19 protein-coding genes are annotated in these 18,151 nt (G+C 43.4%); 9 read left to right on the top strand and 10 right to left on the bottom strand.

What is annotated here, in order from left to right:
- The first annotated feature begins 136 nt into the window (after positions 1–136).
- The 3 genes from ACH59B_RS18135 to ACH59B_RS18125 are packed head-to-tail and all read left to right on the top strand — an operon-like array spanning position 137 to position 3,327.
- Positions 137–1,480, top strand: a complete 1,344-nt coding sequence (locus ACH59B_RS18135) for an extracellular solute-binding protein (protein WP_017426799.1) — start codon at positions 137–139, stop codon at positions 1,478–1,480.
- Between the two features lie 27 nt (positions 1,481–1,507).
- On the top strand, positions 1,508–2,389 hold the full coding sequence (locus tag ACH59B_RS18130) for a carbohydrate ABC transporter permease (protein WP_103042548.1): 882 nt from the start codon (positions 1,508–1,510) through the stop codon (positions 2,387–2,389).
- A 56-nt stretch (positions 2,390–2,445) separates the two neighbouring features.
- Entirely contained in the window at positions 2,446–3,327 is an 882-nt protein-coding gene (locus tag ACH59B_RS18125) for a carbohydrate ABC transporter permease (protein ID WP_103042547.1), read from the top strand.
- 233 nt (positions 3,328–3,560) lie between these two features.
- Here ACH59B_RS18125 and ACH59B_RS18120 read toward each other — a convergent pair whose 3' ends face one another.
- From ACH59B_RS18120 to ACH59B_RS18075, 10 genes are all read right to left on the bottom strand, one after another.
- Positions 3,561–4,304, bottom strand: coding sequence for a DUF4261 domain-containing protein (locus tag ACH59B_RS18120; protein ID WP_045244277.1), 744 nt, complete (start codon positions 4,302–4,304; stop codon positions 3,561–3,563).
- Positions 4,305–4,353: 49 nt separating this feature from the next.
- The gene (locus ACH59B_RS18115) at positions 4,354–4,593 is read right to left on the bottom strand and encodes a hypothetical protein (RefSeq protein WP_230681862.1); all 240 of its coding nucleotides are present in this window, start codon (positions 4,591–4,593) and stop codon (positions 4,354–4,356) included.
- A 492-nt stretch (positions 4,594–5,085) separates the two neighbouring features.
- Positions 5,086–5,583, bottom strand: a complete 498-nt coding sequence (locus tag ACH59B_RS18110; protein WP_045244278.1) for a hypothetical protein — start codon at positions 5,581–5,583, stop codon at positions 5,086–5,088.
- Positions 5,584–5,611: 28 nt separating this feature from the next.
- Entirely contained in the window at positions 5,612–6,382 is a 771-nt protein-coding gene (locus tag ACH59B_RS18105) for a hypothetical protein (protein WP_404302294.1), read from the bottom strand.
- Positions 6,358–8,544, bottom strand: coding sequence for a contractile injection system protein, VgrG/Pvc8 family (locus ACH59B_RS18100; RefSeq protein WP_404302292.1), 2,187 nt, complete (start codon positions 8,542–8,544; stop codon positions 6,358–6,360). The genes ACH59B_RS18105 and ACH59B_RS18100 overlap by 25 nt, the downstream gene beginning before the upstream one ends.
- A 25-nt stretch (positions 8,545–8,569) precedes the next feature.
- Complete coding sequence (locus ACH59B_RS18095; protein ID WP_031461996.1) at positions 8,570–9,049, bottom strand: DUF4280 domain-containing protein; 480 nt, start codon at positions 9,047–9,049, stop codon at positions 8,570–8,572.
- Positions 9,050–9,079: 30 nt separating this feature from the next.
- Entirely contained in the window at positions 9,080–9,709 is a 630-nt protein-coding gene (locus tag ACH59B_RS18090; protein ID WP_044787572.1) for a hypothetical protein, read from the bottom strand.
- Positions 9,710–9,721: 12 nt separating this feature from the next.
- Positions 9,722–10,234, bottom strand: coding sequence for an imm11 family protein (locus tag ACH59B_RS18085; protein ID WP_044787571.1), 513 nt, complete (start codon positions 10,232–10,234; stop codon positions 9,722–9,724).
- 12 nt (positions 10,235–10,246) lie between these two features.
- The gene (locus tag ACH59B_RS18080) at positions 10,247–11,350 is read right to left on the bottom strand and encodes a pentapeptide repeat-containing protein (RefSeq protein ID WP_045244279.1); all 1,104 of its coding nucleotides are present in this window, start codon (positions 11,348–11,350) and stop codon (positions 10,247–10,249) included.
- A 20-nt stretch (positions 11,351–11,370) separates the two neighbouring features.
- Positions 11,371–12,870 (bottom strand): hypothetical protein, encoded by a 1,500-nt coding sequence (locus tag ACH59B_RS18075; RefSeq protein ID WP_031461992.1) that lies wholly within the window; start codon positions 12,868–12,870, stop codon positions 11,371–11,373.
- Between the two features lie 248 nt (positions 12,871–13,118).
- Here ACH59B_RS18075 and ACH59B_RS18070 point away from each other — a divergent pair, with 248 nt between their 5' ends.
- The 6 genes from ACH59B_RS18070 to ACH59B_RS18045 all read left to right on the top strand — a co-directional run bounded on the left by ACH59B_RS18070 (position 13,119) and on the right by ACH59B_RS18045 (position 17,893).
- Positions 13,119–14,081: a helix-turn-helix transcriptional regulator gene (locus ACH59B_RS18070; protein ID WP_404302289.1), complete on the top strand. Its 963-nt coding sequence runs from the start codon at positions 13,119–13,121 to the stop codon at positions 14,079–14,081.
- A 109-nt stretch (positions 14,082–14,190) separates the two neighbouring features.
- A complete protein-coding gene (locus tag ACH59B_RS18065) occupies positions 14,191–14,817 on the top strand; it encodes a type 1 glutamine amidotransferase family protein (protein WP_017426806.1) in 627 nt (208 codons plus the stop codon).
- A 50-nt stretch (positions 14,818–14,867) separates the two neighbouring features.
- Positions 14,868–15,392 (top strand): glyoxalase/bleomycin resistance/extradiol dioxygenase family protein, encoded by a 525-nt coding sequence (locus ACH59B_RS18060; protein ID WP_017426807.1) that lies wholly within the window; start codon positions 14,868–14,870, stop codon positions 15,390–15,392.
- Between the two features lie 49 nt (positions 15,393–15,441).
- Positions 15,442–15,954, top strand: a complete 513-nt coding sequence (locus tag ACH59B_RS18055; RefSeq protein WP_031461989.1) for a stalk domain-containing protein — start codon at positions 15,442–15,444, stop codon at positions 15,952–15,954.
- On the top strand, positions 15,935–16,240 hold the full coding sequence (locus ACH59B_RS18050) for a hypothetical protein (protein ID WP_249506858.1): 306 nt from the start codon (positions 15,935–15,937) through the stop codon (positions 16,238–16,240). The genes ACH59B_RS18055 and ACH59B_RS18050 overlap by 20 nt, the downstream gene beginning before the upstream one ends.
- Positions 16,241–16,387: 147 nt before the next feature.
- Positions 16,388–17,893 carry a dienelactone hydrolase gene (locus ACH59B_RS18045; RefSeq protein WP_249506857.1) on the top strand — a complete coding sequence of 502 codons (1,506 nt, stop codon included), beginning with the start codon at positions 16,388–16,390 and terminating at the stop codon, positions 17,891–17,893.
- Positions 17,894–18,151: the final 258 nt, after the last annotated feature.

Here is an 18,151-nt window from a genome sequence, read left to right as displayed (position 1 = left end):
CATATAAGCTGCTCACAACCCAATAAAAGTGGAATTATACCCAATGAGCGTACCCTGTTGGAAGCAGAAATACAGTGCTAAACTTACAAATGATAACGGTTACAAAAAATATAATTACAATAACGGAGGTCTAACGATGTCCAACAAGTATTCAGTTCGTAAGCGCTCACATCGAAAATGGGTTGCTGGGTTGACCCTGCTGCTGTCATTCATGCTAGTGCTGTCCGGTTGTGGTGTTGGTAAGGATGGTCAAGGCGGTTCCAGTGGAGCAGGGGGCAAGGTTACGCTCAAAATGATGCACCTGTGGCCAGAGGGAAGCTCGGCACAGCAAAGCAAGCTTGTAACTCAGATTATAGATCAATACCAAAAGGATCATCCGAATGTCGTCATTCAGCAGGAAGTGCTGGAAAATGAACAATACAAAAACAAACTCAAAGTGCTATCAGCTTCCAATGAATTGCCAGATATCGGTATCACCTGGGCAGCGGGCTTCATGGAGCCTTACGTTAAAGGCGGATTATTTACGCCGATGGATGACCTGCTGCAAGGTTCCAAGCTGAAGGACAAATTCGTACCGGGAACGACCGATGCCTATGCGCTGGATGGCAAAACGTATGCGCTTCCGATCGAATTGAACATAACACCCATTTATTACAACAAAGCCATATTCCAAAAATACAACTTGAAGGTACCTGCGACATTTGATGAATTTAAGCAGGTGGTGAAAACACTCGTAGATCATGGAGTTGCACCGATTGCATTGGGCAATAAAGATCGCTGGACGGGTTCGCTTTGGTACATGTATCTGGCAGACCGTATAGCAGGTAGCGAAACGCTGAAAAAAGCAATTGACGGCTCAGGATCGTTCGATGACCCTGGTTTAATTCAGGCGGCCTCCGAAATTCAGACGCTGGTGGATATGAATGCCTTTAACAAAGGATTTAACGGCTTGTCCAATGATGAAGGAAAATCCGAGTTTATGAACGACAAAGCGGCGATGTATTTGATGGCTACCTGGGAGTTGCCGAATTTTACGACTAATCCCGAAATCCCGCAAGCGTTTAAAGATCAAATTGGCTTCTTTAAATTCCCGATGGTTGCAGGCGGCAAGGGCGACGAGAACAGTTGGGTAGGAGGTCCGGGAGTAGGCTTGTTCGTTTCGGAAAATTCCAAAGTGAAAGAAGAAGCCAAAGCATTCGTTGAATACTTCGTAGAAAAATGGGGAGAGCAATCGGTCACACAGGCAGGCGTTATTCCAGCGACAAAAGTGGATACCTCCAAAGAAAAATTGCCCAAGCTGTATGTCGATCTGCTGAATGGGCTGAACGAAGCCAGCAACATTACATTATTCGCTGATGTTCAGATGAAGCCGAATGCGGCACAAGTGCATTTGAATATGATTCAGGCGTTGTTTGGTAAAGCGGTGACACCGCAGCAATTTGCCGATCAGCATAAGGCTGCCATTGAGAAAGGAAATTGAAAATTGACCACCTAAGGAGGTCTGACCGTGGAAAAGGTCATGTCCAATAAGCTCGTCATTGCTCTCTATGTGTTGCCTTCACTGCTGTTGTTATTCGCCGTGATTTATGTGCCCATCGTACTGACCGGCTATTACGGTCTGAATCAGTGGAATGGAATCGGCCCTATGACTTTCGTAGGGCTGGACAACTATCAACATCTGTTTACAGACACGGCGTTTTGGCAAAGTGCCTGGCATTCGCTGCTGTTGGCCTTGTTTTCAGGTATCAGTCTGATCGGTTATCTGGTTGTTGCGATGATTTTGTCAGGAAAAATCAAGGGAGCGAACCTGCTGCGGAAAATTTATCTGATTCCCATGCTGCTGTCTTCTGTAGCGATCGCTCAACTGTGGCTCAAAATGTATCATCCGACCAACGGAGTGCTGAATTCTTTGCTGGCGTCAGTCGGAGTTCACAACCCACCCGAGTGGTTAGCTAATCCGTCTCTGGTGCTGCTTGCCTTGTTCATTCCGATTATTTGGCAATATGCAGGCTTTTATATCCTGATCTATTATGCCGGACTGAAAAACATTCCCGAAACGCTGATGGAAGCTGCACGGATCGACGGAGCCAGTGCCTGGCAGATTGCGACTCGTATCAAATTGCCTCTGCTGCGCGAGGTAATTAACGTGACGATCATATTGTCCATTGTCGGCTCGCTCAAATATTTTGACCTGATCTACGTCATGACGGACGGTGGGCCGAACGGAGCCAGTGAAGTGATGGCTTCGTACATGTACCACCAGGCGTTCCGCAGCTTCGATTTCGGATATGGCAGCGCTACAGCCTTTGCTTTGCTGCTCATCTGCCTGATTGCTACGTGGGTGATTCGTAAGGTGACCGCTACTAGTGACACCATCCAGTATTCATAGGACATTCATGTAATTAGATCAGGGGTAACAAAGGACAGGAAGAGGGAGGAACGGATATGAAAACCCAGGCAGCCGCCAACTATCCGCTTGGAGTCGCTACCCGCGGCAAACTGTTAACTCGGGTCGGTTATGCCGCTTTGTATATACTTTTGATCATCTTGGCGGTGACGCAGCTTTTACCATTGGTATGGCTGATGCTTTTCTCGCTTAAAAATAATCAGGAAGTGTTTAACCTTCCACCGTTCGCGTTCCCGTCTCAGCCGCATTGGGAAAACTATATGAATGTGTGGACCAGTGGCAATATCGGGCGGTATTTCTTCAATAGTGTATGGATTACGGTTATATCCGTGGCGCTGACCGTGCTGCTCGCCAGTTTTGTAACGTTTGCCATTACACGGATGCGTTGGAAAGGAAGCCAACTGGTCCTCGGGCTCTTTATGGTCGGACTCATGATTCCGGTCCATTCGACCTTGATCCCGCTATTCAGTATGTTTCTCAAACTGCACTTAACAGACACTTCAGTATCCATCATCCTGTCGTATGTCGCTTTTAATCTACCGACCACGATGATGATTTTGCTGGGCTTCTATTACGCCCTGCCCCGTGAAGTGGAAGAAGCGGCCGTTATGGACGGCTGCTCTGTAAACCGGATGTTCTTCCGAATTGTGCTGCCCATGACCACCCCAGTCATGGCAACGACGTCTATTATTAACATGATCTACAACTGGAATGAGTTTATTTTCGTCAATACGTTCATCAGCTCAGACGAAAATAAAACACTGACCGTCGGCGTTCAAAACTTTATCGGTCAATATACGACCGACTGGGGAGCAATCGGAGCCACGTTGATGATCAGCATTTTGCCCATTTTGCTCGTGTTCCTCATTATGAGTGACCGGATTGTGGAAGGAATCGCAGCCGGGTCGGTTAAAGGGTAAAGCAAATTCCCCTGATTAGAAGAGCACCCCCTAGTGTAGACATTGGAACAAGCCTCTTGGTTTGTCCGATGAATGCTAGGGGGCATTTTTTTGTGAGTTTAGTTTGTGGCGGTTGGAGGGCTAGTTATTAGTTGCTGATCTTGAACAAAATAAAGGCTTATTCCTCCTAATAATATTAAGTGGAATAAGCCTTTAAGAATTTATTAAGTATAACTGGGTATCAAATGAAAAATTTAATTGTTAGAGCGGTGATTTCGAATTAAATTCCATACTCCGAATGGATTATAGAATGGATCTTCTTCCTCAAACATTGTACATTCTTTATGCTTTAATAAATAGATTGGAGATCTTGGATCTGTACTAAATGTTTCTCCATCAGTGATCCTTGGAGCTTCTACAAGGTTATATAAACAAAATATCCTGAATAATGTGGACACTTCCGAGCCAGTTATGTCTTCAGAGGTTGTTTGTACATCAGGATAACCAAAGCTGTGCATACCAGTAGTGTAAAATGTGTTTTCTTCACGGGACATTTGAATAAACGCAGTAAAAACTTGAGCAATGTCTCTACTACTTGTTATTTCTAACCATTCCTCTTTAGTACTTGCCCTTCCAGAAGATTCAACATTTATAGCCATTCCTCCTGCATGCAATACTGCACTAGCAACCTCCATAATATCCAAAACTTTTTCTATAGAACCACCCTCACCCAAAAGATAGACGATACTTCTATGTTCATTTAATTGATCAATGTGTTCCCTTTTAAATGAGCCATTTCCAGCTACCTCGAAAGCTTCTGCAACATAAGGATTATATTCACTCATTTCTACGTCAAAGAAATCTTTTGGATTATTAAGGTTTCCGATATGGCTACCTGCATATATAAAACCGTTTCCCTTTCGAGCCATTGCCTCTATAAATTCATCTCTTGTTTCCCAATAACCAGGTATCCCCAAAATAATCTTTGGTAAACTCATAGCAATATCACCTTATCTCGCAAGAATTTATACTCGACCATATTAATCTTTATTCATCTAATTTTTCTAAGAGGAAATTAGCCCTTTCCAAATATAAATCTGTATCGTCATCCTTAATCATTATTAAAATTTCTTTAATCTTCTGTTTAGTCGGACTTTCTAATTTGCCCAAAACTTTACCATAAGAAAATACTAAATCTTTTGAATTTAAAAGTGTCTGGTGGATTCTCTCTGCCCAAAATTCCGCATGGGGTAACATCTTGATAGTGCCTAGAGCCAGTTTGTGCAAGCCTTCCTCTAAGTTATTACGTTTTATAATATAGAATATAGTTTCGATTAGATAATCATCAGCTGACGGTTAAGCGACTTCATCTTCAAAAACTGTACAGAGACTGAGAATTATATCATTCGTTCCTTCAAGGGATAATTCATTCAGAATATTCTCGAATATTTCTAAGTTATCTCCCTCATTTTTCGTAAAATGCATTTTATATAGCGAATTTTATTTGGGGAAATTTTAGAATATATTAATGAAATTTCAGCAAACGAGAAATAAGTGAAAGCATAAAACACAGGTCAATCATGGTGACCTCTGACCATAATCGACCTGTTTATTGTAAGACTTTAGTTTTTTGAAGGTTATGCTTTTAATCATCAATGTGTGTTTAAGAAACAAGAAAAGTCTTTATACGGGTATTACATGAGCTATATAAGTCTTTGGTAGAGCAGATGACTTACTCAGCACTGGGGAGTCCACCTAAACGAAAAAATGTAAAAATGGTTACTCTATACGTTCATTGTCAAGTGCATCCAAGATTTCATCACTTATATCAAGTGGTTCCCTTTTAACTCGATTTGCAAGCGAAAGAAAATCAGTAGCACCAACTACATTCAAATAACCGCCCCTTATAAAGAAAAGGCCACCTCTTTCATATAGCTTTATTGCTGGCTCAAACAAATCTTTATTATCAATAGCAATTTGATTTCCTTCATCAATGAGTGCGTTTAACTCTATATAACTGGTAACAATTTCTCTAACATAACTATTGTCAATTTCCTTTAGTATTTGTAATTCATCAACACTCACTTGTGACTTAGTTATCGAATTTGAAATGATAATAAAAGGATACCGACAAGGACCAGGATAATATTGGAAAAACATTGATGCTCTTCTTAAGTATTCTTTACTCAAATGAACATGTGATCTTGCTTGTTTGTTTCCAATACAACTCCAATCTATTGCAGAAATACGCTTAATTGCCTGATTAAAATTTTCCATCAATTATTTCGCTCCATCTTCTCTATTTTTATTGCCCAAGAACTTTTTTCGCATAATATTCATATCCTCCAGGGAGTTCAAAGGAAGGTTGATCAGAAGCTACATCATGTGCACCAGGAGGATCTGAACCAAAATCATCACTATCTTTTTGATACGAACCAGGATTTTTATATGGGTAGCCTTGTTTCATTTTTTCACTTTCAGTTAATTCATGTTTAGCTAACTCTTGAAACCACTTTTTTTGTTTTGGATCCAGCTCACCTTTTTGTGCTTCTTTCCATATAAACCCAACTTCTAAATCAGGAGTAAAGTGGCCAACTCGATAACTTTGATTATCTAAAGGGATTTTATGTGTATCAAAAAACATGTGTTGTTTCATAGCCCTAATTTCTTCTATTGTCATACCAGTATTTTTTGCAACCTGTTCAATATCAGTCATACCAACACTTCTAATATCATCATAATCCTTTGTTGCAGCTTTATATTCTTTTTCTTGAAATTCATCCATAAATGTGGGTTTATAATCATCTACACGCTTGTATTCATTCCAATCAATCTTTTTAAGGGTAGGTATTGATTCAGGAACATTACCCGTTCCCTTAGTGCTCTTACCCGTGTACTCTCCTGATTCTAACGCATCAATCTGCTTTTGTCTCTCAAGTGAAATCTTTGCACCAGAACCTTTAGAATGTGGGATGTCAGGACCAGGATCATGAAACCGATAATGGCCTCCAGCAGTTGCGAAGATGGGTGACCTTTTAGTTAAACGGATATTCATCTTTCTAGATACACTTTGCAAGTAACTCCCCAAGGATTCAAAATTGGTTGGAAAACGGATGGCATTCGTTTTGAACTTCCCATCCCCAACTTTGGCCAGAGCAGAGTCGGTCTTTGCTGAATCTCCGAATAACCCCGGTGCTCCTCCTTTCCCAGCTTTCTAACTAACTTTGAGCCGCCTTTAACAAACGCATAAATGTCTGCAACACGTTCAACGGCCTTGATACTGTCGTATCCTGCATCGTAACTTTCCTGTTTGGTATCGGTCAATGGATTAGGGAAGAAATTATTCAATTTTCGCTCAATCGGATCGGGTATGCTTTTTATGCCATCCCATACAGTTTCAAGGTCGTGAACCACATCTTTCTTTGTTTTCTTCCCTTGGAATGAATCGGCAATATAGTTCCAGCCAAACTTCGCACCGTTCTTAATGCCCTCGAGCGTCTCATTGCGCTCCAGAAAACCTTTACCAGTGTAATTTCCCGGCATAACAAGAGGGGTCATTACCATGGTCCCCATATCCACTATATCGACAACCGAGTCCCATACACCGCCTATAAATTCCAAACCCGCATCCCATTCTCCCTTGAGGGTGGCACCTACGTTTTCTTTAGCACGAGCTCCCATTACACCTTGAATTCCCTTTTCAGCGACTTGTTTCTCAAAGTCAGATAAGATCGGATCTGGGTAGTATTGATGGAGGGAAGCTTTAAGCTGGATTTCCGAACTCACGCTGTTGACTTCCTGTTCCAAATCAAGCGTATCCGTTGTTGTATTCAAATGTAAGCCGTTGGTTCCTTGCAGCAGAATACTACCTGCCGAAAGACTAAGACTGCCTGCGGCTTGAATTTGTACACGTTGGGTGCTGTTCAGGCTGACACCGTTATGGGTATTCATGGAGATGTATAGTGATCCTTCCTGCGCACTCATCGACAGCTCGGAGTTCCCTAAGGAAATTTCTTTTCCTTGTGGATTTGCAAAGGATTTAACCCCAGGATCGGCTGTTTTACGCTGGTGACGTTCTGTAGGTGATTCGATCACCGCACCTTGAGCTGCGTGAGATGAAGAGACAGCAACACTAGATGGTTTCGTTCGGACCGATTGTATGACCATCGCATCGTCTTCGTCTGCACTTGGAAAATACAGCTTCACCTGTGCACCCTTTTCCGGCATCAGATACCACACCTGATTCCCTTCTGCAGAATAGGGGAACCACTGGGCATCCCTTGGATTTTGATGACCGTCTATATCCAGATGCAACCGAACCTGATTCCGGCTGACCTCCAGTATTTTTCCTTCGATAGCCGCGCCAATGATCGTTCGATTATAGATTTTAGGGACCTTCAAGCCCGCCGACAGGGCACATTCATACGACCAAGTCATCAAGCCACGAATCAATTGACCCTCACGTTTGGTGATGACGTAAGTTTCGTGATTGCGTTCAACTTCATCTCCCAATTGCAGCATTTGATCCCACTCAAAGGTATACCGAGTGTAATCTCCGATGTTTGCAGATCTCCAGCCGTTCGCCTCCTGATCCAGATAGGGAGCGATCTTGCGTTGTAACGAAAAAGGAACCTCTTTCAAATGAATATGCTGCCTGGCTTGCGGGATTCCGATCCAAATTTGCGCATGGTGTGAAACGATATTGGGGACGAGCAGGGCTCCCACATGCGAAGCCAGCCGTTTTAAAAAAGTCCAATCCGTCTCCTGATATTGCATGATAAACTGGCCTGTCGCTTTTTTCTCAAAAGCTTCATCGATTTTATCCGAGCCTTTATAATCGGCCAGCACTGCATCTACAATCTCCGCATACTTTTGATTGATATGTTGAAAGGAACGGTTTTTGAGCTGCGTATCCAGTTTGAAACTATGAGATATGATGTCGAGGGTCACCAAGACCTCCTGGTGCGTGTGCTCCACATCTACGCAGTATAGTTGCCCTATGAATAAGGGATGCTTCTGATCTTTGTCATCGGAATACCATAGCTCAACTTCGTCGTCGCTGCTCGCTTTGGCAATGATCGTGTCTGCCCGGTTGCCTTCCAAGACGCCCGTGATCCTCAGCCTGGCATGTTCTCCGAGCTCGTGACTCATATGGATATTACGAAGACGCAGCTTACCATAGGGCCAGGTAACATGTAGATGCTGATAGGTAAAACGGTCTTTCGCTACGATGTTCATTCCTGAATCTCCTTGCTTGATAAAGTCAACTGTCTTGCCCGTCATCGATGATCGAGATGATGCCCCCACCACTAGGTCCTATCGCAGAAGAGAGGGTACCATCATCACTGGGGTCTATCATGAAATTGAACGTATTAGTCAGAACATCTTGGCAGCTACACATTAAGGTCGAATTGTTGAGTAAGGCGGGTGCCCCCTCGATCAATACATCTTCTTTCCCACCGGTCCACTTGGACCCAAATGCAATCTCAGGTTCGCAAGGAAGACCATGCTTCAATTTACACAGACCAAAAGCATTGATTTTGCTAATATTGGCTCCACAAATGGCATCGTCCACGTTCAGAACGGGCTTATCTTTAATGAAGACACCATGGCTGTACATCATATTAAGCACACCAGGGTCTGTACCTTGACTGCACTGTAACTTGGCTCCTCTCACCACATAGGAATGTTCTCCGCTGAGCGCCCCCTGGGCCAAAGCTTTAATAAGTAAAGGTAAAAACATATAAGTACCTCCTTGGATAAAGGTATAGAATCAAGTAAGCTCCGACCATGTCGCAGTGTGCAGCATGGCATAGGTTAACGGGACCCAGAGCGAAGCATCCTCCAGCTTAAATTGGCAACTCCCGATCACAGCTTTGCCACGCCAGGAACGCACAAAGACAATCTGATAATAGGGAGAGGGGGAAACTAGAAAAATAGCTTCATAGCAGCCAATGATGGTATCTTGAATAGAAAGAGCCTTTTCATCCACAAGCTTCATACTTGGTTGTGCGCGACTCGTTTGCTCAATCAGCTGTTGTTGATAGATTTCTATTTGCGTAGGGTCAAGTGCTTGCCCGCTTTGGTGCAGACCGAACAGGATTCCCCCCAGCTTGTCCTGAACAACGAAGCTTTTCGACGAAGCTACCGTCTGTCCTGCTCGAACTTCTGGAATAAGAGAGTCAGGCAGAGAAATGGTGAGTTGATTTTCAAAGACAGGAAGGGTTTGAAACCGAATTTCCTGTCCATCTGCCAGCGTTAGTGAGCCTTTCGAAATTCCCTTCATCGCTTCTTCAATAGATATCATCATCCAGCTTTCATCGTTTTCTGCTGTACTTAATTGCTCTTTCAATATTTGTTGGTGATGCAGTTTTAAAAAAAATTCATCCCAATGCTCCGTCAAGGTTGAACCTCCTTATAAGAGTTCTAGCTTTTGTAGCTGAAAACCACTCAAGCTCCGCCGCAGCAAGCTTTCAGCCGCTTCCAAGCTAACGATGAAATAAGGTTCTCTCACGTTGGAAAGTCGGAAAAAATGGTGTCCATTCACCTTTTGACTATCCAGCACAAGTCGTTTTAGGGTTTGGTCGTGCGGATAAAATTCAGTCTGCTCTGAAATGCCATCCACAGAGGGAATGGATAAAATCCAATATAATTCCTGACGGCTAGGTTCCCGGTTCACGATATACACCTGCTTAAAACGAGCTTGTGTATTGTATAATTCTAGAATTTGTTTCATAGGATCGGAAAATAGTGGTTGGGAGGTTGAAAACGGGAGCCAGTCCGTATACTCGGCATCTTCTGTCGCATGAATATCTAAAACCTGAGCTGGAGGCATACCAACGAATGGCGTTTTAAAAAGGTCTAAATTCATCGGTTCCATGTTTCGGGATACACGATGATCATCGACCAGCACATAATAATGGCGCATACATATTCCTCCTTATTCCGCCCACATAATGGATTGACACTGTGCTTCGCTTAGTTTCCAATGCTGTTGGTACCTTCGCGGGACAAGGGTTCCTTGCATCGAAGCCCCCTCAAAATACGCATGTTCAAACGAATGTACATTCGTAAAATCGGCCCCATCCAGGATGGAGTGTTCAAAATGAAGGCCACATAACCCCGGAACCCGAACTCCATGTTCCCGATAAGGCTGTCCGCTGGCACCGCAGAAATGGACACCCTTTAGATTGCTATATCTAAAATCTGCGTCGGTCAGTAAACATCCCTGAAAGCTAGCTCCTTCTATATTTGCTCGTTGCCAGCTGCTCCCGATTAATATACAGGTATGGAACTGGCTTTCCCGTAAGTCACTAAGGCTAAAATCGTTATAACGCAAATCTTTTTGCATCAGCTGAAGATGGGGAAGAGAGAGCCGCTTTAGGTTTTCGTAAACAAAGGGTTCTTCTTCACTGGAGTGAATCAATTGCTCTCTCACATGATCTGCAAGAAGTGCTTCCTGATCTTCGACGTATAGATTCTCGCTGATATCCATGTATTCGCCCGTTCGGATGACTACACGATCAGCTTTATGAATAGCGAGATACTCAGGCATTTGAACCACTTCTGCCATGCCTAAGCGCAGGAGGGAGTTCACAAACTGGTGAAACAAAGGAGCGGATTCCAACATCAATCGTTCAACGTCCACTGAAGTGATCGTCCCCATATATATTTTTCGTTCCTGCTCCAAGGCTTCCAACATGGTACTCATCGGTCCATAAGCCCATGATGCGTCATAGGTTAACTTGCAATCGGAATCATCTTCGTACCATTCAGCAGAATAAGCTTCGACCATATACAGGTAGGATTGCTCTAGCATCTGAGTGCGTAAGAACGAATAGTGAATATATCCAATGGGTTCTTTTTGACCTTGTTGCTGCATGTTCAAAATGTGTATACACAAATCCCTGAACGATTCTTTGAAGTCGGAGATCAATTGAGCTTGGTAGCGGTGAAATATGGCTTCCAGCCTGTCCAACTGAATGTCCAGCAAAGGTGTAAAATGATGCTCTTTAAAATGGTGTAATGCCGCTTGTTTATTCATCTGCTAGTTCTCACCTTCCGTTAGTTCATCTTAATTTCCGTGCCGGAGAAGGTGGTTTTGTCATCCAACGTGATCGTGTTGCCTTTACCAGACAGCTCAATTTTTCCGGCGGAAAGCTGGATGTTACCGGAACTCATTACAATATCTGAAGCCGCGCTAATACTCACATTTTTTCCGCTTACAATATCAATGCCCGTTTTATCGTTAATGACAATGGACATGCCATTGCCAGAAATAACGATTTGATCTGGGGCGAGCATGATTTCTTTGCCGTATTTGGTTCGCAGCGTCTTAATGGCAGGATCAGCCATTCGATCTGGCGCAGGAGCTGCCGCAGACAGTGCCGAAGAAGACTTTGTTCCAGCAGACGAAGCAGAAGCTGTGGCATGTCCAGGAGTAGTAGATTTTCCCCCGGAAGGTTGTGGTTCTCTTTTAACTGAGCTGATCGCATATCCCTCTTCTTCCTTATAACTGGGAAAATAGATGCGGATGCTGTCTCCATCTTCAGGCATGCAATACCAGCCCGTGTTATCCGCAGAGGCATAAATGGTAGAGTAGGGAAACCAGTAATCCGTGTTTGGATCTTGCTGATCGTCCATATCGAGCTGGGCGCGTACTTTGTCTCGGCGAACGCTCAGTACCTTGCCCTGAATGGAAGCGCCGATAATGGAACGATTGTAGTCTTTAATCGGACGTAAGCCGCTTCGTGGTGACAGCTTGGCGTTATGGGTCAGTACCCCGTCCTTCATCTCTGTTAGCACCTCAGCTACAATCAACTTATGACCTCGAAAGGTCACTTCGTAGCCAGGTTCCAATAATTTCTCCGTCTCGACCTCATATTGGATAAAATCCGCATCACGCACGCCAGGGATATGGTTCTCTGAGGCGGTTTGAAAATCCGCGACCCGTTTGGTGACTTTATAATTGGTAGATTGTATTTCGCCCTTGCTGAGTCCCATAGGTAGACCAAAATAAAACTTGGGAACTCCATAGCCCACTGCAGGAATGAGCGGAGAGTAAAAGTGGGAAGCCATCCGTTTCAGAAATTGCCAATCGGTTTCATCATATTGCATGATAAAGGTGCCGATGGGCTTCTTATGGGACACAACATCCATCGCTTCTGCTTTGGAATAGTCCGATACAATACTTTCAATCAGTCCTGTATAGGTGAGGTTAGGATTCTGGAAAGAGCGTTGATGGCGCTTAATATCTAACTCGTAGGTATGAGATATGGCTTCGACGGTCAGGTAATGGACCCCGTGGACGACTTTTTCCTCCACATCCAAGGCAATGCCTCGAAAAAGGGGTTGTCGATTGCCATTTTTGTCTGTAACAAAAGCTTTGACTTGGGTTTCTTCGTCAGAAGCACGTACATACAGCTCTCGCTTTTTCTCTGAGATGATGCCTGTACAGATCATTCGGGCATGGTCATTGACTGTTTTCAAGATTTTAAGTTCATGAAGGCGGACGAACTCATAAGGCATGATTTCGATATGACCGTATGTCACGATATTTTCCATAGGTGTCTCCTTCTGTAGTTGTGTTTAAAAAGAGGAATTATAAATCCAGCATATGTATTTATCGGTTAAAAGAGAGAGTTAGTTTACAGAATGACCCATTCATTATGGTATTTGCTATGTGTAAATCTGGAATTAGAAGATATGAGAGGGAAGTATAAGATGGAAAAAAGCATATAATAGGTGGTAAGAAGAGTACAAAGAGTTATCTATAAAAGATCAGCTTTTAATGAGAGAGGAGGGTTTAGGTTATGCCAAAAAACGATAATATGCTGGCCATTCTATGGATGCTGAATTCGGGTGTAAAAATGACGGCAAAACAAATATCCGAAAAGTTAGAAATAAATATAAGGACAGTTTATCGGTATATTGATGCACTATGCGCCAGTGGAGTGCCTATCATATCCGACACGGGTCATCATGGCGGGTATAGCCTGCTGAATAATTTTATTAGAGCACCCTTACTATTTGATATGGAGGAAAAAAAGGCACTCCTTCATGCTGCTGTTTTTGCAAAAGAAGCTGGATCTCCTTTAAGTGAGGCATTAAGCAGTGCGACCTCAAAATTGAAAATGTATTCGAATCAAGAGCAAGAAAGTATACTTAGCCGTCATTTAGCCGGATTTGAAGTGATAAATCGCATAGGAGATCCTTCTCTTCAGCCGATATTGGTAGAATTGGAGCAGGCTGTAGCCAACCAATTCTCTGTCGAAATGGATTATCGCACGAGCCATGAAGAACAACCCAAGAATAGAGTGATCGACCCCTATGGAATGGTGTACTGGAACAACAAATGGTATACTGTTGCATTTTGTCACCTAAGGAATGAGATCCGTAGCTTTCGGGCAGAGCGGATTTTACAGATCAAGCGTACTCCAAGCCTATTTAAGCGTCCTGAGGCTTTTTCGGCTCGTGAGTTTTTTATGCAAAATCTGTTACCTGATTTAGTGGGCAAGGGCGGTTTAATTTCTTTAATGATCGAAGGCAGGTCAGAGGCATCGGATGACTTATGTCTACATTGGTTTTTGGGGCACCATCTGAAAGAGCGAACCGCTAATCAAGCCATCTTTTTGCTTGAGGAAAAATCACTTCATACATATGTCCCTCATTTACTCCTACCCTACGGGAAATCCATTCAGATCATCGAACCACAGAGCTTGAAGGAAAAACTTGTTGCGGTTGCGTCGGAGTTAATGGAATATTATCAACGTTAGAAGCTTCACTGACAGCAGATGTCAGTGAAGCTTTTTTATAATGAGAATAATCATGGATCACTGAGGGTTGGTATCACTTGATCAATTATAAAATAAGGAGAACCTGTGAATGAATAGTACGGTATATCTTTATGTATTTGACACCATGGCAGACTGGGAAATCGGTTACTTAACTGCCGAACTGAACTCAGGAAGATATTATAAAAAGGGGCTGGGCCCATCCAAAATAGTTACCGTGGGAATGGAAAAGACTCCTGTCACTACCATGGGCGGATTGACAATCCTGCCTGACATCAAACTGGATGAGTGCAGCATTAAGAGCACAGATGCATTGATTTTACCTGGTGGAAATACATGGACAGAAACCATTCACCAACCCATCTTAAAAATCGCTGAGAGGTGTTTAGAGGAAGGTATATGGGTTGCTGCGATTTGTGGTGCTACCATCGGACTTGCCCAGGCAGGATTGCTGAATTCACGTTCGCATACAAGCAATGATATGGAATACCTCCAAATGACCTGTCCCACCTACACAGGCGAAAAGTATTACAAAATGGAGTCTGCTGTAACGGATGGAAAACTGATCACTGCATCTGGAACGGCTCCGTTGGAATTCACCGTACATGTTTTGAAAGCTCTGGGTGTGTTTTCTTCTAAAACATTAGAAGCCTGGTATAGTCTAAATAAGACTCGTGCATCCAAACATTACTATGAATTGATGGATTCAATCCAATAAGGTATGAGCATTATATTGAACGGTTAAGAGCATTTAAAGGAGGAGTTAAAATGACTGAAAGCAGAGAATATGTGGGAGTGTCAGGCAAATATACAAAGAATGGAATGCCCAACGGCTTTACATCTATTACCCCGTTTATTACCGTGAAGAATCCTTCGGAAGCGATAGAGTTTTATAAAACAGTTTTCAATGCGAGGGTTAAGGACATTACTGAATATCCTGATGAGAATGGCAATACAATCATTGTTCATGCGGAATTAGATTTTGGAAATGGTTTTTTGCAGCTGGGAGCAGCGAATCCGACATATCAATTGGTCTTGCCTCCAGATGGAGATAATGCGTGTTATTCTTTCGGAATTTACGTTATGAATGTGGATCAGGTCATTGAAAAGGCGGTAGCAAGAGGAGCGAAAGTAAGGGAACCCGTTACAAACTTTGTTTCAGGGGATCGATTCGCAAGTATATTGGATCCTTGTGGAGTAAGGTGGTCTATTATGACCAGGATTGAGGATTTGTCAGAAGAAGAAAGCAGTCGTAGGGTTGCTGAATGGGCCAAAAGCTTTAGTGGAGAATAACAGGATGTATTAGTGTTTTAAGTTGATAAACGAGGAGAGGTAATAAGCCATGTTAAAACGTATAATTTTACCCTTAGCTGTTATCTTTGTGTTCGTTTCTTCTGTCTCAGTTGAGGGCGCGCATGCGGGATCCAAATTTAGGTATAATGTTGAAGTTGCTGTAAATAACAGCGTTTTGACATTAGATCCATTTGGAGAGAAATCCACAAATGAAAATAATAGCATTTTGACAACAGACACCAGTCCGTATATAGAGAAATCCACAAACACCGTATATGTTCCTATTAAATTCATATCTGAGGGCTTGGGAGAGTCTGTAACATGGAACAGACCTACACAAGAAGTTACAATTAAATCGACGAATGGTACAATTGTACGATTAACCGTGGGTAGCAAAGTTGCGTACGTGAACGATAAAGAAAAGATGATGCCAAGTGCTCCCGTTATGCCGGAATATCCGAATCGGGTTATGGTTCCTCTTAGATTTGTTTCGGAAGTTCTGGGAGCTATAGTAAATACAACGACGATCAATGGAACATTACATGTTGACATTAAGAAATAGCGGAAGTGATGCTGACCGAGGTAACAGCTTGTCCAGAGCTCCTGGATCGTCGCCGGAAAACCAAGCGATTGATCTGGTTCATCCTTCGCAGGCGGTCTTGGAGCAAATCGTGCAGAGATTGTATGCTGCGATTTCCGTTCATCCTCACCATTCCGACCACACAGCGAACAGATCCCGGCGACGGGGGCTGTTCGCTGTCTCGGTCAATCTCGCCTTTGAATCTTCCATAAACGAAGCAAGAAGCCGAGTTCTGAAAATCATTGTATCGGAGATTGGAGGGATGTAGTCATTTGGATAGTTCTTGGCGTTTCTGCGCCATCGTCACGCGACCTTACAAGAGTGTTAGGCAATTGTCATCTAGATCAATGGTATCAACCTAGCTGCTCCTCTATACTAATCCATTGATAGGATTATTTTTTAAGGGGGAGTTGGCGTGAGGTTTTTTGAAATGCTGCTATTCTTTTCAAGTGCTTGTTTGTTGGCACTCCTGTTCATTACCAATCAACGTATCCGAAGATCAGCCTTGCTCCTGACAAGCGGAGCAAGCTCCATTTTTTTAGTGATACATTTGCTTGTCGAAGGATACAGGGTTCAGCTTTTATTTTTATACGGATTTACGCTCCTGATGCTTATGCTTTCGCTTATAAACGTTTTCATAACGCCGAAAGTCGTTCGGACTGCCTCGCGAATCCGTAGGATGCTAGGCCGCCTTTTTATCGTGATTGGGCTAATCGTAACAGGGTGCTTCCTCTATGTGTTTCCCGTATTCAACTTTCCGGCGCCAACCGGCGAGTTGAAGGTAGGCACACAAGTCTTTCATTTCATCGATCCAAGCCGGGAGGAGACATTTGGCAAAACTGAGACAGGTAAGAGGGAATTGATGGTTCAGGTCTGGTATCCGACTCAAGCTAGCACCAGCAAGTACGCTCCCTTTATTCCCGATACTCAGATTTTACGTTATATGGCTGCGAACTATGGCCTTCCCGGGTTTACGTTTCAACATCTGAAGTACGTATCCAGTCATGCTTATTCGGGAGCCGAAGTCTCTTCGGTACAGACTTCATACCCGCTGATCCTTGCGAATCCCGGCAACGGCTCGTCCAGGTTCCTCCACACGTCGCAAGCCGAAAATCTCGCGAGTCACGGATATATCGTGGCAGTGATCGACCACACCTACAATACATTTGCAACCGAGTTTCCGGACGGTCGAATCACGACCAGCACAACCAACGACTTATTCTCGCCCGACCATGATTACCGGACAGAAAGGGGAAATCGTGACAAGTTGGGAAAAGTTTTAACCGGCGATGTAGCGTTTACGCTGGACCAATTCGAGCTCATCCAATCGGGGCAGATTCCAAGTCATCTAAAAGGGAAGATTGATCTCGGTCATGTCGGGGTGTTCGGCCATTCCATCGGCGGAGCGACGGCCTATGACGCTTCTTACGATCCGCGAATCGCGGTTGGAATAGACTTTGATGGAGGGCTATATCGACTGCGTGACAGAGAGGGTCTGCGAAAGCCGTTTTTGTTTATCAACACGGAAAGCTATTTCGAAAAATTAAAAATGGTGATGGATAACCGGGTCTACACGGATGCAGAGCTTAAGCGTATGGGATCAACAAGAGAGTGGGAGGATCAAGTAACGGAAGATAAAAAGTTGGAGCTTGAACGGATGCGCGAAACGGTCGACGAAGGGGGACAAGTCCTCTATATCGAAAATACGGAGCATTTGAATTTTACCGACGTACAGTTCATTTCTCCGATTTTTAAAATGCTGGGCATTACAGGACAGATTGCACCCGAAAGAGCGAATTCCGTTATCAATGCCTACATGCTGGATTTCTTTGATATGTATCTGAAAAATCAAGGCGGAATCTTAATGAAAGGACCGGATAGCCGCTTTCCAGAGGTGAAGTTCGTAACCTCGCTATTATAAATTACGGAACAGGCTGCCGATTTTGACATGCTCCCCTTCAAGTAGACAGGTTTAATAAATAAACCGCTACTTGAAGGGGAGTTTTCCTTTGTCTAAGAAGAACGAATACAATACGATTGAGAAACTAGCCATCATACACATAAAATTTTAAAAATATATTTTGACCTGCTTCAAAGAGTGACCAAAGAGGGGCGGCGTGCCCCTCTTATTTGCGTGATGTTGAGCATTTTTATTTATTTACAGAAAGTGTAGCATTTC

Origin of the sequence: Paenibacillus sp. DP01, from assembly GCF_044784315.1 — a bacterium.
In the GTDB taxonomy this organism is placed as follows: domain Bacteria; phylum Bacillota; class Bacilli; order Paenibacillales; family Paenibacillaceae; genus Paenibacillus; species Paenibacillus polymyxa.
Note: the sequence above shows the minus strand (reverse complement) of the source record. Positions and strands in the feature narration are given on the sequence as shown.